Genomic DNA, 16,407 nt, shown 5'->3' with positions numbered 1-16,407 from the left:
CCTGTGTAGAGTGCAAATGCGGTGCTCGGAAACCGATGTGACGGCTAGTCAGTTTGCTGCTCACCGGCTCCGCGCGCGGGGCGCGGCGGTCTGCCGTTCGCTGAAGGGGCCTTTCTCCTGTGAACGTTTTGTGGATGCGACAGGTGAACTTTGTGTTGCTCGTGTGTCGAGAGGGATCGTTTCGGCCCTAGATTTCCCCGTGTAGACCGCGAACATTGCACATTTGCCCACCTGTTTGGGCACCGCTCCGGCTGGGGGGTCCGAGTTCGTGTCGAGCTTCTTCGACGATTTCTGGTCATGGATAGTCACGGCGACCGCCGAGACATCATGGCGCGAGGTGATGCCGCTGGGCATCGCCGGCGTCTTCGTCTGGGGGCTGTGGCTCTATCGGGCGGTGCTCTCCCGGTTCGCCAAGCCCGTGGTGAACAACTACCGGACCACGGTCTCCGTGGTCGTCCCGGCGTACCGCGAGGACGCCGAGATCCTGGTGGACTGCCTGGACACCTGGCTCGCCCAGGATCCCACCGAGATCATCATCGTCCCGGACGTGGACGACACCGAGGTGCTGCGCCGGCTGGCGCAGGTGCAGGATCCCCGGGTCCGCGTGCTGGCGTTCGAGCACCGCGGCAAGCGGTCGGCGCTGGGCGTGGGCATCCGCGCCGCGACGAGTGAGCTCGTGGTGCTGGTCGACTCGGACACCCGCTGGGAGCCGGGGCTGCTGGCCGCCGTGCAGATGCCGTTCGTCGATCCCGCGGTCGGCGGAGTCGGCACCCAGCAGAACGTCTACCAGCGCACCACCAGCATCTGGCGGCGTGTCGCCGACTGGCTGGTCAACCTCCGCTACTACGACTACGTGCCGGCCATGGGCCGCGCGGGCGCCGTGGCCTGTCTGTCCGGTCGTACGGCCGCCTACCGGCGGAGCGCGATCGAGCCCGTCCTGGAGAACCTGGAGAACGAGTTCTTCCTGGGCCGGCGCTGCGTCGCCGGCGACGACGGACGGCTGACCTGGCTGGTGCTGGCTTCGGGCTACAAGACCGTGCACCAGTCCTCCGCGCGGGCGATATCGATGTTCCCCTCGTCGTTCCGTGCCTTCGTCAAGCAGCGGGTGCGCTGGAGCCGGAACTCCTACCGCTGCTACCTGACCGCCGTGTACAAGGGCTGGCTCTGGCGGGTCCCCCTGGTCACCAAGATCACCGTGCTACAGATCCTGCTGACGCCGGTGACGATGGGCATGGCGCTCGGGTACCTGCTCTTCAGCCGCCTGGAGATGACCGGCCGGGGCGTCGTCCTCGTGCTGATCTGGCTGCTCGTGGGACGCGGTATCCGCGGGTACTCCCACCTGCGCAGACACCCACAAGAGGTGTTGCTGCTGCCGGTGCTGGCCCTCGTCGTCATCATGATCTCGCTGCCCATCAAGCTGTTCGCCTTCGTCACCATGAACAAGCAGGGCTGGCTGACCCGCACCAGCGACAGCGTCGGTGGCGAGGGACAGGACTCGGCGTCCCTCGGCGGCGCGCCCCGGACCGCCACGGGCTCGTGGCCGGAGGTACAGCAGTCATGACACGTCATCACCTCATGACCGGTGCGCGCGCAGCGGTCGTGCTGACCCTCGCCGCCGGTGCGCTCCTCGCCTCCGCCGCCGGCGCCCCCGCCGCCGACGACGACAGACCGCAGGTCAACGCCACGGACGCGGAGAACGAGACCGCGCTCGTGGCCGCGGAGGACCACCGCCTGGACCAGGTCCGCGCGGTCGCCGCCGTCGCCCCCCTCAAGGGCGGTCAGTGGAAGGCGCCCTACCGGCTGGACACCGGCAGCGGCTACACCCTGGTCCTGACCCAGCGCAGCAACGCCTACACCGTCTCGGACCTGCTCGAACTGGCCCCGCAGACCTTCGTCCGCGAGCCGGACGGCTCCTATCTCCTGACCGAGAACCTCTACCTCAACGCCGGGGCCAAGCTGAAGCTGTCCAACCCCGGCGGGCTGACCCTGCGGATGGCCAGCAGCAACAAGGGCTTCGTCAGCATCGTGTCCTTCGGCGGGCGGCTCACCCTGGAGGGCACCCCGCAGGCGCCCATGCGGATCACCGCCTGGGACGTCAAGAAGAAGAAGCCGGACACGGACGTACGGGACGGCCGGGCCTACATCCGCGCCATCGGCGGCCAGTTCTCCATGACCTACGCCAAGATCAGCGACCTCGGCTTCTGGAGCGGTCGCACCGGCGGTCTGAGCCTCACCGGAACCGACCGCCCCGACACCGGCAACATCAAGGACTCGAAGGCGTCCTCGGACTCCGACGCGAGCAGCGGCGACGTGGTGGCCCAGCCCTCCGGATCGCTGGCCACGCCGGACACCCGGTTCTCGGTGCCCAGCCTCTCCTACGTCTCGGCCGAGATCGCGCACTCCACCCTCACCGGCAACGCCTACGGCATGTTCATCTCCGGTGCCAACGGCGTCAGCATCAGCGACAGCACGGTGGAGAAGAGTCTGGAACACGGGGTGGTGCTCCACCGGTTCGTCACCAACGCGGTGGTCGAGCGGACGGCCTCCAAGGACAACGGCGGTGACGGGTTCGTGCTGGCCCGGGCCACCGAACAGGTCAGGATCAGCGGCTCCACCGCCTCGGGCAACGGCGGCAACGGCTTCACGCTCAGCGGCCGGCCGCTGGCCAGCGGTCCCTCGGCCTCCGGCGAGTCCATCAGCAGCTACGGCTCCAACTCCGTGTCCGACAGCACCGCCACGGACAACGGCCACTACGGCATCGAGATCTTCGGCGGCACGGACGTGGGCGTGCAGAACAACCGCGTCGAGGGCGGCGACATGGGCATCGTGGCCCGTAAGAACGCCACCAAGGTCGCCATCACCGGGAACCACCTCGTCGGCCAGTCGAGGCAGGGCATCTCGGTGCGCGACGGTGTGACCGCCGCGACGATCACCGGCAACATCGTCGAAAGCACCGACACCGGCATCTACGTACGGGACTCGGTCGGCGAGATACGCGGCAACACCATCCAGGACGGCACCAACCACGGCATCAGCCTCGTCGGGACGGTCGAGAAGTCCCTCGTCTCGTACAACGTGATCTCGGGTGTCGGCCCGAGCGCCGTGGACACCACGCGCTCCCACGGCGGCATCACCGTCAAGCAGAACCAGACCTTCGCCTGGCACGACACCAGTTCCTTCTGGATCAGGTTCCGGCACTACGCCAGTCCCATGACGCTGCTCTGGGCGGGCATGCTGCTGCTCATCCTGGTCTCGGCGATGCTGGGCCGGCGCCAGAGCCACCGTGGACGCCGTCACGGCGGCCGCGGAGTCCTGGGCATCCACCCGTACGCGGACAAGAGGCCGCTGGCCGGGGCCGTCAAGGAGGTCCCCGTCCGTCAGACACCGCAGCTCGACTGGTTCTCCAGGGAGGACGGGGAGACCACCACCCTGCGGGCCCTGACACCCCAGTCCACCCAGGCCGGCGGCCCGCCCCGCTGACCTCCGGCCGTCACGCCCCGCCGGCCCCTCGGCCGGCCCCCGACCCCTCTGCCGACTGCCCGACCACCGGACGGACCGGAGTTGCCGCCCATGTCATCCACGCCGCCCATGCCGTCGACACCACCGCCCGCCCCGCCGCCCGCTCCTGAGGGCGGTCGTTTCCGGCAGCCGGCCGTCTGGCTGGCCGGGGGTGCGTTCCTGCTCGCCCTGGCCGCGCTGGTCGTGGCCCTGGCAGGGGGCGGCGGAGGGGAACCGGAGGTGAAGGCCGGGGCGAGCACCGCGGGACCGAGGGCCTCGGCCACCGAGGTCCCGCCGGACGAAACCGGCCCGTCGGCCCTGCCGACCCGGTCGGGCACCGCCAAGGCCCCGACCTCGCAGGCCACCAGCGGCTCGGTACCCGACTCCGCGGTCACCTGTCCTTCGTCCAACGTCAAGGTGAGCACCACCGCCACGCTCGAACAGGCCCTCGCCCAGGCGCAGCCCGGGGACAGCATCTCCCTGGCCAACGGCACCTACGCGGGCAACTTCACCGCCGAGGCGTCCGGTACCGAAGCGAAGCCGATCTTCCTGTGCGGCGGCTCGGGAGCGGTCATCGACGGCGGCGGCACCGACGACGGCTACGCCTTCCACCTGAACCACGTCGCCTACTGGCGGCTGGTGGGCTTCACCGTCCGCGACGCGCAGAAGGGCGTGATGGCGGACGGTGTGGTGGGCACCGTCATCCAGGGCCTCACCGTCGAACAGATCGGCGACGAGGCCATCCACCTGCGCGACTTCAGCTCGGACAACATGATCCGGGGCAACACGGTCCGCACCACCGGGCTGCGTCGCGAGAAGTACGGCGAGGGCATCTACATCGGCACCGCCAAGTCGAACTGGTGCACCGTGACCAACTGCAAGACGGACACCAGCGACCGCAACGTCGTGCTCGGCAACCACATCAGCGACACCACCGCCGAGTCCATCGACATCAAGGAGGGCACCAGCGACGGCAAGGTCATCGGCAACACCTTCGACGGATCGAAGCTGAGCACCTCCCACAACAACGACTCCTGGGTCGACGTGAAGGGCAACGGCTGGCTGTTGCAGGGCAACACCGGGAGCCACTCCCCGCAGGACGGCTTCCAGACCCACCAGATCGTCAACGGATGGGGCACCGGCAACACCTTCCGCGGCAACACCGCGAACGTGGACGGGCCCGGCTACGGCTTCCACCTCACGTCCGACGGCAACAAAGTCACCTGCGACAACAAGGCGAACGACGCGGCCGACGGCCTGGCCAACGTCACCTGCACCTCCTGACCACACCCGCTTCCCCCGCTTCCTCGCTTCCCGCTCGACCGCATCCCGCTCGACCGCATCCCTGTTTCTCCGCTCCCGCAGGCCGCCCCCGGCTCGTGCGGCGGGCGAACACGCCCGGACACACCCCCTGGAGACCACCGTGACCTCTTCGGACGCCGCACACAGAGCAGACGCACACGGCGACGGCATCGCCGCAGACGCTCCCCGTCTCACCGTCATAGGCACCGGCTACCTCGGCGCCACCCACGCCATCTGCATGGCCGTCCTGGGCTTCGACGTCCTCGGTGTGGACGTCGACCCGGCCAAGGTCGAGCGCCTCAACTCGGGGGAGGTGCCCTTCTTCGAACCCGGCCTCCCGGAACTGCTCGCCAAGGCCCTCGACACCGGACGGCTGCGGTTCACCACGAGCTTCGCCGAGGCCGGCGAGTTCGGCGACGTCCACTTCATCTGCGTGGGCACCCCCCAGCAGCCGGGCTCGCATGCGGCGGACATGCGCTACGTCGACAGCGCGGTCGGCGAACTCGCGCAGCACCTGCGCCGGCGCACCCTCGTGGTGGGCAAGTCCACCGTCCCGGTGGGCACCGCCGCCCGGCTGACGGACCTCGTCCAGCGGACGGCGCCGGCCGGGACGGGCGTCGAACTCGCCTGGAACCCGGAGTTCCTGCGCGAGGGCTACGCGGTGGACGACACCATGCGGCCCGACCGGCTGGTCTTCGGCACGGCGTCGGAGTGGGCCGAGGAGCGGTTGCGCGCCGCCTTCGCCCCGGTGATCGCCCAGGGCACCCCGGTGGTCGTCACCGACCTGCCCACCGCCGAACTGGTCAAGGTCGCCGCCAACTCCTTCCTCGCCACCAAGATCTCCTACATCAACGCCATGGCGGAGGTCTGCGAGGCGACCGGCGCCGACGTCACAGGTCTCGCGGAGGCACTGGCCTACGACGACCGGATCGGCGGCCGTTTCCTCAAGCCCGGCCTCGGGTTCGGCGGCGGCTGCCTGCCCAAGGACATCAGGGCCTTCAGCCACCGCGCCGAGGAACTGGGTGTCGGCCAGGCCGTCTCCTTCCTGCGCGAGGTCGACGCCATCAACCAGCGGCGCCGGGCCCGCACCGTGGACCTGGTGCGCGAACTGGCCGGCGGAGACCTGGCCGGCGCCCGGGTGACCGCGCTGGGCGCGGCGTTCAAGCCCAACTCCGACGACATCCGGGACGCTCCGGCGCTGGACGTGGCCCGGACCCTGCACCAGGCCGGCGCCCAGGTGACCGTCATCGACCCGGCGGCCACCGAGAACGCCCGGCGCGCCTACCCGGACCTCACCTACGGCACGGACGTGCTCGGCGCCGCCGCCGGGGCGGATGTCGTGGTGCTGCTCACCGAGTGGACCGAGTTCCGGGAGATCGACCCGCACGCCATGGGCGCGGTCGTGGCGCAGCGCCGGATCGTCGACGGGCGCCACGCACTCGACCCTGTCCAGTGGCGTGCCGCCGGCTGGGAGTACCGCGCGCTCGGCCGCCCCTGATCGCACCTGGAAGCTCCGGCCGACGGCGGTGACCGGCCAGGTCACCCGGCGTCCGCCGGAGCTTCGTCGTGGTGCGGTGCGTGCTGCCAGGTCGTGCGGCGGTGCCGTCAGAAGACGCCCTTGTAGGTCCCCCACCCCGTGGCGATCCGCACGCCGGCGCCGAACGAGCCCTTCCCGTTGCCGGAGTAGCGCCACACCCCGCCCGAGGTGTCGCGGGCGATGATGTCGGCCCTGCCGTCGCCCGTGAGGTCGCCGACGCCGGCCACGGCGTTGTACGACGCCCCCCAGCCGGCGGCCACCTGGACCCGGGACCTGAAGCCGCCGGCGCCGTTGCCGGAGTAGCGCCACAGGGTGTTGGCCCTGTCCAGGGCGAGGAGATCGCCGCGTCCGTCGCCGTCGAGGTCGCCGGCGCCCAGGATCCTCTTGTACAGCGACCAGTTCGTTCCGACGCGGACCCGTGCCGCCAGCTTCCCCGTGCTCGTGCCCCGGTAGAGGAACACCTCGCCTGTGGACGCCTTGCGGGCGAACAGGTCCGCGAGGCCGTCGCCCGTGACGTCGCCGGGCGAGGTGAGCACGTCGTACTGGTTCCAGCCGGTGCCGAGGGAGAGGCGCGGGGTGCTGGGAGTGAACGCCAGCCCTCGCATGGTCCGGTAGACGCGCAGCTCACCGGTGGCGAACCGGACGAGGATGTCGCCGCGGCGGTCGCCGTTCAGGTCGCCGAAGGGGACGAGTGTCACCGTGGACGGCCAACCCGGTCCTGAGACCGCCGTGTTGAAGCCGCCCGCCCCGTTGCCCGGCCGGTAGCCGATCACCCCGGACGAGGAAAGGGTCAGGGCGTCGCCGATGCCGTCGGGAGCCAGGGAGCCGCTGCTGGTGAAGTCGTGGCGCACGGCGGCCCCGGTGGACACGAGCACGGTGCGCGCGACGGTCAGCGGCGGGCCCGAGCCGTCGGCGGGCGGGGCGGTGAGCCTGAAGGTGTAGGTGCCGTTGGGTACGAGCGCGCCCGCCGGGTCGCGTATGTCCCATCGCGCGGTGAGTGTGCCGTCCACCTCGCCGCCGGTGAACGTACGGACCGTCCTGCCCGTCGCCTTGCTGGTGAGTGTGGCCGTCCAGGAGGCGGCGGGCTTGGAGAGCAGCCCGCGCCACTGCCACCAGGGGGTGGTGCTCACGCTGTCCTGCGCGGTGTTGTCCGTCGCGTCGGACTCGATGACGCCGAGCGGCTGGGAGGCGGTCCCGCCGGGCACCAGATGGATGCGACGGTCGGCGTCCACGTAGGCCGCGGGCCCGCCGAACTTGTCCACCGTCCAGGTGACCCCGCGCTGGTCCGCGTCGCCGGCCGCGAGGTCGCCGATCTTCCGGGTGGCCGCCGTGCCGTCGGCGAAGGCGGTGAGCAGGAGGGCACCGGCCGCGGTGTCGTGGCGTACGAGGTAGCCGTCGCCGAGGAGGGCCTCGCCGGACGGGACGGTGATGTTCTTCTTCGCCGTGCGGTCGAAGACGCCCGCCGCGGCGGTGGCGCCGCACGACCAGTAGATCCAGCGGCCCACGACCTGGAGCTCCTGGGGGACGCAGGGGGCGCCGGTGCTCACGGTGGCGGTCGCCCTGCCGGTCTTCAGGTCCTTCGCGGTGACCGTGCCGGCCGTGGTACCCGGCGTCCACAGCTCGGTCCCCCACACGGAGGCGGCCGTGACGGGACGCGTCACGACGGGCTGGAGGTCGGTGTACACGCCGAGGTCGCCCACGTACTGCCGGGCGGGGGAGGTGCCGTTGACGATGGCGTAACGGCCGGTGATGTCCAGAACGCTGCCGGAGGCCGAGGGGAAGTAGAAGTAGCCGGCGGTGTCGGAGCGGTCGATGGAACCGACGTGGGATCCGGTGTTGGGGTCGCCGTCGGCGACGAATTCCACCGCGCGGCCGTCACCGGTGGCGTACGGGCCGGCCTGCTGGTACTTCCAGGACCGCCAGGCCGGCGCGCCCGGTGTTCCGTCGGCGGAGACCGGGCGGCTGTAGTAGGCGCCCATGAAGCCGCTGTCGGCCTCGTCGGTGGCCAGGGTGCCGTTCTGCACGGAGAGGTGGTCGATCCTGGCGGCGACCGGCGGTACGGCGGTCACCTCGGTCAGGGCCGGCGTGTCCGCGCCCGTGTCGGTGACCCTGCGCACCGCCCAGTGCCCGGAATCCGCGCCGCCCACGGCGAGCAGCCCGCCGTCCGGGGCCGGTGTGAGCGAGGTGCCCGCGTGCCGCAGGAGGGTGACCGCGTCGCCGCCCGCGAGGGGCACGGCGGTGAGCGGCTCACCGGACTTGTCCACGAGGTTGCCGGGCTGCGGCGGCACGGAACGGGCCACCACCAGCCAGCGGCCGGCGATGCCCAGCTGCGGGGTGCCCTCGGTGCCGGGCAGCGTGACCGTCGTCCCGGGGGCGGACAGGTCGGCCCGGTCCAGGACGTGCGCCGTGGCGCCGTACGCGTACCAGACCAGCCGGTCGGCGCTCAGGGCGACGGTGGTCGGCGCGGCGGCCACCGTCACGTCGGCGGTGACCTCGGCGGCGGCCAGGTCGACCAGCGCCAGGTGACGCGCGCTGCCGAGGGCGTAGCTGACGACGGCCGTGCCGCTGTCGCCGCCCAGGACGGTGAAGTTGGCGGTGATGCCGGTCGGCCAGCCGTGGACGAGGGTGCCGTCGGCCGGTGCGCCGCCGCCGTACAGCCAGAGCACCCGGTTGCCGTCGGCGTCCCGCGCCTGGGTCAGCACATGGGCGCCGTGGGTGGCCCAGTACGTGCCGTGGGTGATCGCGACGTCCGTGCTGGTGCCGGCGGCCATGTCTTTGAGGACGACCTTCTCGGTGCGCGAGACGACGTCGGTCACGATGTCGGAGAACGATCCGAGATACCCGGGGATCGCCGCCTGGGACAGGGCGCCCAGCTCGGTCGTCGTACCGGTGTCGTACGACGTCCACAGCAAGCCGGTACGGCCTTCCCTGGCGTGCAGATAGCCGCTCGGGCCGGCGGATTGCGTGAGGTCCCGGCGCGGGACGTAGCGGTCCGACTGGAAGACCTTCTCCGCAGTGAGGGGGGCGCCGGTGTTGCCGTCGGCGGCGGCCGGGGTGGCGCCCGGGAGGGGGCCGGTGGTCGCGGCGAGGACCGCGAGGGCGGCGACGACGGCACGGGCGGGGATACGGCGGGCCACACGGACTCCAGGATGAGGAGAGGGCATCGGGATCGGTTCAGCGGGACGGACGGGCCGTGTTCACGGGGAGGGCGAGGAGCGCGGGTGCCGAAGGGGCGCGGAGCATCGACCGGCACGCGTGGCCGCGGCGTCTGTCGTGCCTGTCGGGTCTGCGGGGACGGTGAGCGCGGCCGGCGGCAGACCTGCCACGGGAAGCGGCGCCACTTCGCGGGCGGACGGCGACGCCACGGAACAACTCCTTCGCACGCCGGACAGAGCAGATACGAGATCTGCGACCATCCGCGCCCGAAGCGGCCCGCGGCCGGACGGCGGTCAGGGCGTCGGCGGCAGGCATGCGACGGTGATGTTCGCTCCCCCGGCACAGAACGTACACAGTAAAAGCCAAAAGCAGACACTGAATTGTCATGGCGTCAGCAAAAAGTCCTGAGCACCGGGCGGGACGGCGCCTCGCGCGCCGGTACCGCCGGTCACCTCTGCGCTCGCCACGGAGCAGCCGAACAGCCTGACGCCTACGGTCCGCGGCTACGGTGGGACGGTGAGCGACACCCCGGCCGGCGGCGGCTACTCCGGCACCCCCCTCGCCAGGAAGCTCGGCGTCAAGCCCGGCCATCGCGTTCGACTGCGGCACGCCGCGCCCGGCTGGGACGTTCCCGGACTCCCGGACGGCGTCCACCTCGCCCCCGGCGGCCCCCGAGACGCCGACATCACGGTGGCCTTCTACCGCAGCCGTGCCGACCTCGCCGCCGAGACCGCGTCCCTGGTCCGCGAACTCGCCGACGACGCCATGCTGTGGATCGCCTGGCCCCGCAAGGCCGCAGGACATGTCAGCGACCTCACCGAGAACGCGCTGCGCGACCTCTTCCTCCCGCTCGGCGTCGTGGACGTGAAGGTGGCGATGCTGGGGGAGGACTGGTCAGGGCTCAAGTTCGTCCGCCGCAGGGAGAACCGGCGCACGGCGGACGGTCGCTGACGGTCGCGGCCCGGGCCGAACCGGTGGGAAATCGAAGCAGAATGAGGCGGTGTCGGAGCAACGTCCGCACCTGAGGCAACATCTAGGTGAACGACGGGCCCGTTCGTGGACGGACGCGGTCGCGTCGAGGGCCGGACGAAGTGAGGGACGTGGTGGACGTGGGGGCTGTGGTGGAGCCGAGGATCGCCGTTGCCGTGGTGACCATGGGGAACCGGCCCGCCGAGGTCGACGCGCTGCTGGAGTCGGTGGCCAAGCAGGACCTGGCGCCCGCCCGCATCGTGATCGTCGGAAACGGCTGCGAGCTCCCCGAATTCGCCCGCCGGCTCTCCCTGCCCGGCGAGGTCACCACGATCGACGTGGACGAGAACCTCGGCTGCCCCGGCGGCCGTAATGTCGCCCTCGCCCGCCTCCGTGACCACGGCGACGTGGACGTCGTGGTCGAACTCGACGACGACGGCCTGCTCGTCGACGCCGATGTGCTGCGCCGAGTCCGTGACCTGTACGCCGCCGACCCGCGCCTCGGCATCGTCGGCTTCCGCATCGCCGACGAGCACGGCGAGACGCAGCGTCGCCATGTGCCGAGGGTCGGCGCCTCGGACCCGATGCAGGGCGGATACGTGACCGGGTTCCTCGGCGGCGGCCACGCCCTGAGCATGGCCATGCTCGCCGAGACCGGCGACTGGCCCGCCGAGTTCTTCTTCGCGCACGAGGAGACCGACCTGGCCTGGCGGGCGACCGACGCCGGCTGGAAGATCCTCTACGCGCCCGAGCTGCTGCTCCAGCACCCCAAGACCTCGCCCGCCCGGCACGCGATTTACCACCGCGTCACGGCCCGGAACCGGGTCTGGCTGGTCCGGCGCAATCTTCCGCTGCCCCTCGTCCCCGTCCACCTGGGCGTCTGGATCGCCGTCACCCTGCTGCGCACCCGCTCGCTCGGCGGTCTCAAAGCCTGGTTCGCCGGGTTCGCCGAGGGCGTGCGCAAGCCGGCCGGACAGCGGCGGCCCATGAAGTGGCGGACGGTGTGGCGGCTGACCCGGCTGGGCCGGCCGCCGGTCATCTGATCGGCCCACCCTCGCGCGACACGCCGCGACAGCGTTCACCCCTCCGCCCACTCGCCCATCCCTCTTCGTTCCCCCCACCCTCGGCCGCTCCGCCCCGCCCCCGTCGCTCCCTCCCGTTTCGCCGCGCCCCGCCTATTTGGCGTCGGCGTAGCACTCCACCACCGCCGTCGTGAACGGGAACCGCACCGGCGTCTCCCCGAACGTCAGCCGCCCGGCCAGCTCGGACGCCTCCCGGATCGCGGCGACGACCGTCTCGGCCTCCTCCTCGGGACAGTGCACGATCACCTCGTCGTGCTGGAAGAAGACCAGCTCGGCCGCCATCCCGGCACATGCGCGCCGTAGCGCGGCGAGCAGCAGCAGCGCCCAGTCGGCGGCGCTGCCCTGCACGACGAAGTTGCGGGCGAAGCGGCCACGCGCGCGTGCGTTGCTCGAGGCGTGACCCGGTACCCAGTGCCGGCCGTCCGCGTTCTCGTCGTCTCCGCCTGAGCCACCTGAGCCACCAAGATCATGGGGACCGCCCTGGCCGCCGGGCCCGCCCGGGTCGACGGGGATGCCGGCCTCCTCCGTCCCCTCGTCGCCCGTGCCGGCCGCCGGTGGGCAGGTGCGGCCGAGCCAGGTCCGCACGAGCCGGCCCTCCTCGCCGGCCCGGGCCGCCTCGTCGACGTACGCCACCGCGCGCGGGAAGCGGCGGCGCAGCGCGGCGAGGTTCTTCAGCCCGTCACCGGAGGTCTGGCCGTAGACCGCGCCGAGGACGGCGAGCTTCGCCTGGGCGCGGTCACCGGAGAAGGCGCGGTCGGAGACCGACTGGTAGAGGTCCGTCTCCCGGCCCGCGACCTCCATCAGACCGGGGTCGCGGGAGATCGCCGCCAGCACGCGCGGCTCCATCTGGTCGGCGTCGGCGACGACGAGCCGCCAGCCCGGGTCGGCGACCACCGCCCGCCGGATGACCTTGGGGATCTGGAGGGCGCCCCCGCCGTTGGTCACCCAGCGCCCGGTGACCGTGCCGTGCGCGAGGAACTCCGGCCGGAACCGGCCGTCCCGCACCCAGTCCTGCAACCAGGACCAGCCGTGGGCCACCCAGATGCGGTATAGCTTCTTGTACTCGATCAGCGGCTTCACGGCCGGATGGTCGAGGGACTCGATCTCCCAGCGCCGGGTGGACCTGATCCGGATGCCGGCCTGCGCGAAGGCCTTGACCACGTCGGCGGGCAGGTCGGGGCGGACCCGGCGCCCGAACGCGGTCGACACCTCGTCGGCCAGCTCCGCGAGCCGCCGGGGCTCGCCCCCTCCCGCGTACCGCTCGCCGAGCAGGTCGTGCAGGACCGCGCGGTGCACGTCCGCGCTCCACGGCAGCCCCGCCCGGTTCATCTCTGCGGCCACCAGCATCCCGGCCGACTCGGCCGCCGTCAGCAGCCGCATCCGCTCCGGGTGTTCGGCCCGCTCGTGCCGCCGCTGCTGCTCGGCGTAGACGGCGAGGAGCTCGTCGAGCGGCAGCCGGACGGCGGTGTCCTGCGCCTCGAACAGCGAGGACTGCGCGCCGGGCGCGGCGGAGCGCTGCGGGGGGTCCGGCGGTACGGGGCCACCGCGCAGCCTGGCCAGCGCGGCGGCCGCCGAGCGGGGCTCGCCGGAGCGCCCCTCATGGCCCAGGAGGAGGGTCTCGGCGTCCTCGACGTCATAGCACCGTTGCACTCGCACCCCCGTGGCGAGCAGCCGCGGATACACCTCGGCCGTGGAACGCCAGACCCATCGGGTGACGTCGGGCCGCTCACGCACCGCCAGCGCCGGGTCCGCCTCCCGCAGCACCGGACCCGCGCGCAGCCCGCCGGGACCGAGGGGGGCGAGTTCCACGCCACCGTCCTCGGCCGGAGCGAGTGCCCACCGGTCGGCCATGCTGCGAGTGTGGCAGCAGGGTCTGACAGTGCGGATGCACGCGGCCGCTCCCCGCCTCGCGCGGCATCGCTCGCGGCCGCTCCCCGCCTCCCCGCTCCCGCGGCCGCTAGCCCTCCGGCTGCCCCTCCTGGCCCTGTTCCTGTTCCTGGCCCTGGCCCTGTTCCTCTTGCTGTTCCTGCTTCAGCTGCGTCGAGATCGCGGCCAGGGCCTTGGCCACGTACCGCTCGGTGCCGGTCTTGTCGATGCCGAGGCCGCTGAGGACGCCCTCGCCGTTCTCGAACTCCAGCAGTGCCAGCAGGATGTGTTCGGTGCCGATGTAGTTGTGGCCGAGGCGGAGCGCCTCGCGGAAGGTGAGTTCCAGGACCTTCTTGGCCTCCGGACCGTAGGGGACCAGCTCGGGCGCGTCCTCGACGGCCGGCGGGAGCGCCGCGGCAGCGGCCTCGCGGACCGCCTCCAGGGAGACGCCCTGCTCGGCGATCGCCTTCGCCGCGAGGGCCTCCGGCTCGGTGAGCAGGCCGAGGACGAGGTGGGCGGGCAGCCCTTCGGCGTTGCCTGCGGTCCTGGACGCGCTGTGGGCGGCCATCACCACGCTCCGCGCGCGGGGGGTGTAGCGGCTGAACCCCTGGCTCGCGTCGAGGTCGGCCGATTCCTTCGGCACGAACCGCTTCTGGGCGGCCTGCCGGGTGACGCCCATGCTCCGGCCGATGTCGGTCCAGGAGGCCCCCGAGCGGCGGGCCTGGTCGACGAAGTGACCGATGAGGTGGTCCGCCACGTCGCCCAGGTGGTCTGCGGCGATGACGGCGTCCTGAAGCTGGTCGAGCGGCTCGTCGTGGACCTTCTTGATGGCGTCGATGAGGTCGTCGAGGCGGACGGGCGCGGTGGCCCCGGATCGTGAGGTCGTCATGTGTCAACCGTAGGTTGACAGTAGGAGGGTGTCAACCCAGGGTTGTCACTTGCGTGGGTGCGTCCGGCCGCCGCGGGCGTTCCCATGGGCTCTCGGCGGCTCCCGGGCACCGCCCGGTTCCGCCGCCGCGCCCCGTGACACGATCGACCGGTGAGCAGCACCGACCGCAGCACCCCCGGCGACGACGACGGCAGCCCGGCCGGCGACCCCTCCGGCGCCGTTGAACGCGCCTTCCGGACCGCCCTCTACGACACCGCCGACACCGCCCTCGACACCGGCGCGTCGCTCCTCGCCGCCGACCCCTCGACGGACGCCGAACTGGCCCGGCGCGGCACGGAGTTCGTGGCGGCCGCCTGGCGGCGCGGCTGGCAGCCCGCCGACCTCGTGCGGCTCGTGAGGCGCGAGCTGGACGACGTCCACGTCACCCTGGTGACGGCGCTGATCCACGCGCAGGCGGGCGACGACCGGCAGCGCGGCCGGCGCTGGGCGGCCCAGCTCGCGGACCTGACCGCCGACATGCCCGCTCAGTCCGCCACCGACCGCTTCTCGCAGGCCACCACGGTCCTGGAGCTCTACCGCCTGCTGCTGCGGCTGCCCGCCCTCGAACCCCTCCAGGAGCAGGAGCCGCACCGGCAGTCCCGCCCAGGCTCGCACTCCCGCATGCTCACCCGCATCCGCGCCCTGCTCGCCAAGGCCGAGGCGACCGGGTTCCCGCAGGAGGCGGAGGCGCTCACGGCGAAGGCGCAGGAGCTGATGGCCCGGCACAGTGTGGACGAGGCCCTGCTGGACGCCCAGGCCCCGTCCCCGGACGCGCCGGGCGCCTGCCGGATCGGCGTCGAGGCGCCGTACGAGCAGGCCAAGGCGGTGCTGCTGGACGCGGTCGCCGGAGCCAACCACTGCCGGGCGGTGTGGAACGAGCCCTTCGCCTTCTCCACCGTCGTCGGCTTCGAGGCAGACCTCGAGGCGGTGGAACTGCTCTACACCTCACTGCTGGTGCAGGCGCAGTCCGCGATGGCGAAGGCGGAGGCGGCCCAGCGGGCCGGCGGCCGCAGACGGACCAAGACCTTCCGGCAGTCCTTCCTCGCCGCCTACGCGCACCGCATCGGTACCCGGCTCGGCGAGGTGACGGCCGCCGCCGGGACCCAGGTGGCCGACGACCTGCTGCCGGTCCTCGCCTCCCGCGAGGTCGCGGTCACCGCGGCGACGGACGCGATGTTCCCGCAGACGGTCTCGACCCGTCTGCGCGGGGTCACCGACGAGGCGGGCTGGACCGAGGGCGCCGAAGCCGCGGACCGGGCCCGGATGCGGCCCCGGCCCCGGCTGCCGTGAGCCCTGCGGCCGCCGCGGCGCCTCCGCCACGGACCGGCGCTCGTCGGTCCTGACGTCGACCGGATCCGACAGATCCGGCCGGAAGTGCGCTGTGGATCCCGGAGGGGCCGGTCCTCGGACGATCAGTCGCCCGCCTGCTGGAAACCGCTCACCGTCGCGTCCGCCACCTTGTCGCTCTTGAGGCTGACGTCGCCGTACGACCAGGGGAAACTCTGGTCGGCCGAGGCGCCCGGCAGACCGTACTTCACCGTCTTGACGGCGAGGCTCTTGTCGCCGCCCTGTTCGCCACGCACATAGGTGATCGTGAAGGAGACGGTTCCCTGCGCCGGAAGGGCGAGCGCCTGTGCCTTGGCGGCCTCGTCCTTCGCCACGGTCGCGGTGGCCCCGTCGGCGGTCAGCTCGACGGTGGGGAAGCCGTCCAGGGTGCAGTCGGCGCCCTTGTTGGTGAGCGTGACGGTGACGTTGCCGCTGTCACCGGCGGCGGGCGCGGCGTCGACGGGGCCGACCTCCTGGCCGAGGTCGCCGGCGGCGCAGGTGGTGCCGGTGGAGCCGGTCGAGCCGGTGGCGCCGGCGGATGCGGCGCCCTTGCTCTCGTCGCCGCCGGAGCCGCTGTCGTCCCCGCCGCCGCAGGCGGTGAGGAGCAGGGCCGCGGCGAGAGCGGTGACGGTGATGGGAACGGCGCGCATGAGTGGTCCCTCGGGTCTTGTGACGGTGCTCGAAGGATCATCACGCACGCGTGCGGGCAACCGTCGCGCGCCCCCCGCTCTCGTGACCGCTTC

11 protein-coding genes are annotated in these 16,407 nt (G+C 72.2%); 7 read left to right on the top strand and 4 right to left on the bottom strand.

The genetic code is table 11. The features are described from left to right. The first annotated feature begins 268 nt into the window (after positions 1-268). The 4 genes from OHS71_RS18740 (at position 269) to OHS71_RS18725 (ending at position 6,298) form a co-directional block, all read left to right on the top strand. A complete protein-coding gene (locus tag OHS71_RS18740; RefSeq protein ID WP_328480518.1) occupies positions 269-1,561 on the top strand; it encodes a glycosyltransferase family 2 protein in 1,293 nt (430 codons plus the stop codon). Beyond that, positions 1,558-3,480 (top strand): right-handed parallel beta-helix repeat-containing protein, encoded by a 1,923-nt coding sequence (locus OHS71_RS18735; protein ID WP_328480517.1) that lies wholly within the window; start codon positions 1,558-1,560, stop codon positions 3,478-3,480. The genes OHS71_RS18740 and OHS71_RS18735 overlap by 4 nt, the downstream gene beginning before the upstream one ends. A 90-nt stretch (positions 3,481-3,570) precedes the next feature. Beyond that, positions 3,571-4,782, top strand: a complete 1,212-nt coding sequence (locus OHS71_RS18730) for a right-handed parallel beta-helix repeat-containing protein (RefSeq protein WP_328480516.1) — start codon at positions 3,571-3,573, stop codon at positions 4,780-4,782. A gap of 256 nt (positions 4,783-5,038) precedes the next feature. Further along, positions 5,039-6,298: a UDP-glucose dehydrogenase family protein gene (locus OHS71_RS18725; protein ID WP_328484561.1), complete on the top strand. Its 1,260-nt coding sequence runs from the start codon at positions 5,039-5,041 to the stop codon at positions 6,296-6,298. Between the two features lie 107 nt (positions 6,299-6,405). On the opposite strand, the gene OHS71_RS18720 is transcribed toward OHS71_RS18725, so the two are convergent. Further along, positions 6,406-9,474 (bottom strand): FG-GAP-like repeat-containing protein, encoded by a 3,069-nt coding sequence (locus OHS71_RS18720; protein WP_328480515.1) that lies wholly within the window; start codon positions 9,472-9,474, stop codon positions 6,406-6,408. Positions 9,475-10,009: 535 nt separating this feature from the next. On the opposite strand from OHS71_RS18720, the gene OHS71_RS18715 reads away from it, so the two are divergent. Together OHS71_RS18715 and OHS71_RS18710 are read left to right on the top strand one after the other, a co-directional pair. After that, complete coding sequence (locus tag OHS71_RS18715; RefSeq protein ID WP_328480514.1) at positions 10,010-10,444, top strand: DUF3052 domain-containing protein; 435 nt, start codon at positions 10,010-10,012, stop codon at positions 10,442-10,444. A gap of 167 nt (positions 10,445-10,611) precedes the next feature. Further along, entirely contained in the window at positions 10,612-11,505 is an 894-nt protein-coding gene (locus OHS71_RS18710) for a glycosyltransferase family 2 protein (protein WP_328484560.1), read from the top strand. 132 nt (positions 11,506-11,637) lie between these two features. Here OHS71_RS18710 and OHS71_RS18705 read toward each other — a convergent pair whose 3' ends face one another. Both OHS71_RS18705 and OHS71_RS18700 read right to left on the bottom strand, forming a co-directional pair. Then, positions 11,638-13,395: a bifunctional 3'-5' exonuclease/DNA polymerase gene (locus tag OHS71_RS18705; RefSeq protein ID WP_328480513.1), complete on the bottom strand. Its 1,758-nt coding sequence runs from the start codon at positions 13,393-13,395 to the stop codon at positions 11,638-11,640. A 106-nt stretch (positions 13,396-13,501) separates the two neighbouring features. Beyond that, a complete protein-coding gene (locus OHS71_RS18700; RefSeq protein ID WP_328480512.1) occupies positions 13,502-14,299 on the bottom strand; it encodes a Clp protease N-terminal domain-containing protein in 798 nt (265 codons plus the stop codon). A 150-nt stretch (positions 14,300-14,449) separates the two neighbouring features. On the opposite strand from OHS71_RS18700, the gene OHS71_RS18695 reads away from it, so the two are divergent. Then, the gene (locus OHS71_RS18695) at positions 14,450-15,628 is read left to right on the top strand and encodes a DUF2786 domain-containing protein (protein ID WP_328480511.1); all 1,179 of its coding nucleotides are present in this window, start codon (positions 14,450-14,452) and stop codon (positions 15,626-15,628) included. Between the two features lie 122 nt (positions 15,629-15,750). Here the strand turns inward: OHS71_RS18695 and OHS71_RS18690 are convergent, their stop codons facing one another. Then, on the bottom strand, positions 15,751-16,314 hold the full coding sequence (locus OHS71_RS18690; RefSeq protein ID WP_328480510.1) for a DUF4232 domain-containing protein: 564 nt from the start codon (positions 16,312-16,314) through the stop codon (positions 15,751-15,753). Between the last annotated feature and the right edge of the window lie 93 nt (positions 16,315-16,407).

It is taken from the genome of Streptomyces sp. NBC_00377 (genome assembly GCF_036075115.1).
Taxonomy (GTDB): Bacteria; Actinomycetota; Actinomycetes; order Streptomycetales; family Streptomycetaceae; genus Streptomyces.
Note: the sequence above shows the minus strand (reverse complement) of the source record. Positions and strands in the feature narration are given on the sequence as shown.

Excerpts from the sequence above, each read along its gene's own strand:
- OHS71_RS18705 (WP_328480513.1), bottom strand. The coding sequence starts at position 13,395 with ATGGCCGACCGGTGGGCACTCGCTCCGGCCGAGGACGGTGGCGTGGAA.
- OHS71_RS18690 (WP_328480510.1), bottom strand. The coding sequence starts at position 16,314 with ATGCGCGCCGTTCCCATCACCGTCACCGCTCTCGCCGCGGCCCTGCTC.
- OHS71_RS18700 (WP_328480512.1), bottom strand. The coding sequence starts at position 14,299 with ATGACGACCTCACGATCCGGGGCCACCGCGCCCGTCCGCCTCGACGAC.
- OHS71_RS18730 (WP_328480516.1), top strand. The coding sequence starts at position 3,571 with ATGTCATCCACGCCGCCCATGCCGTCGACACCACCGCCCGCCCCGCCG.
- OHS71_RS18735 (WP_328480517.1), top strand. The coding sequence starts at position 1,558 with ATGACACGTCATCACCTCATGACCGGTGCGCGCGCAGCGGTCGTGCTG.
- OHS71_RS18725 (WP_328484561.1), top strand. The coding sequence starts at position 5,039 with ATGGCCGTCCTGGGCTTCGACGTCCTCGGTGTGGACGTCGACCCGGCC.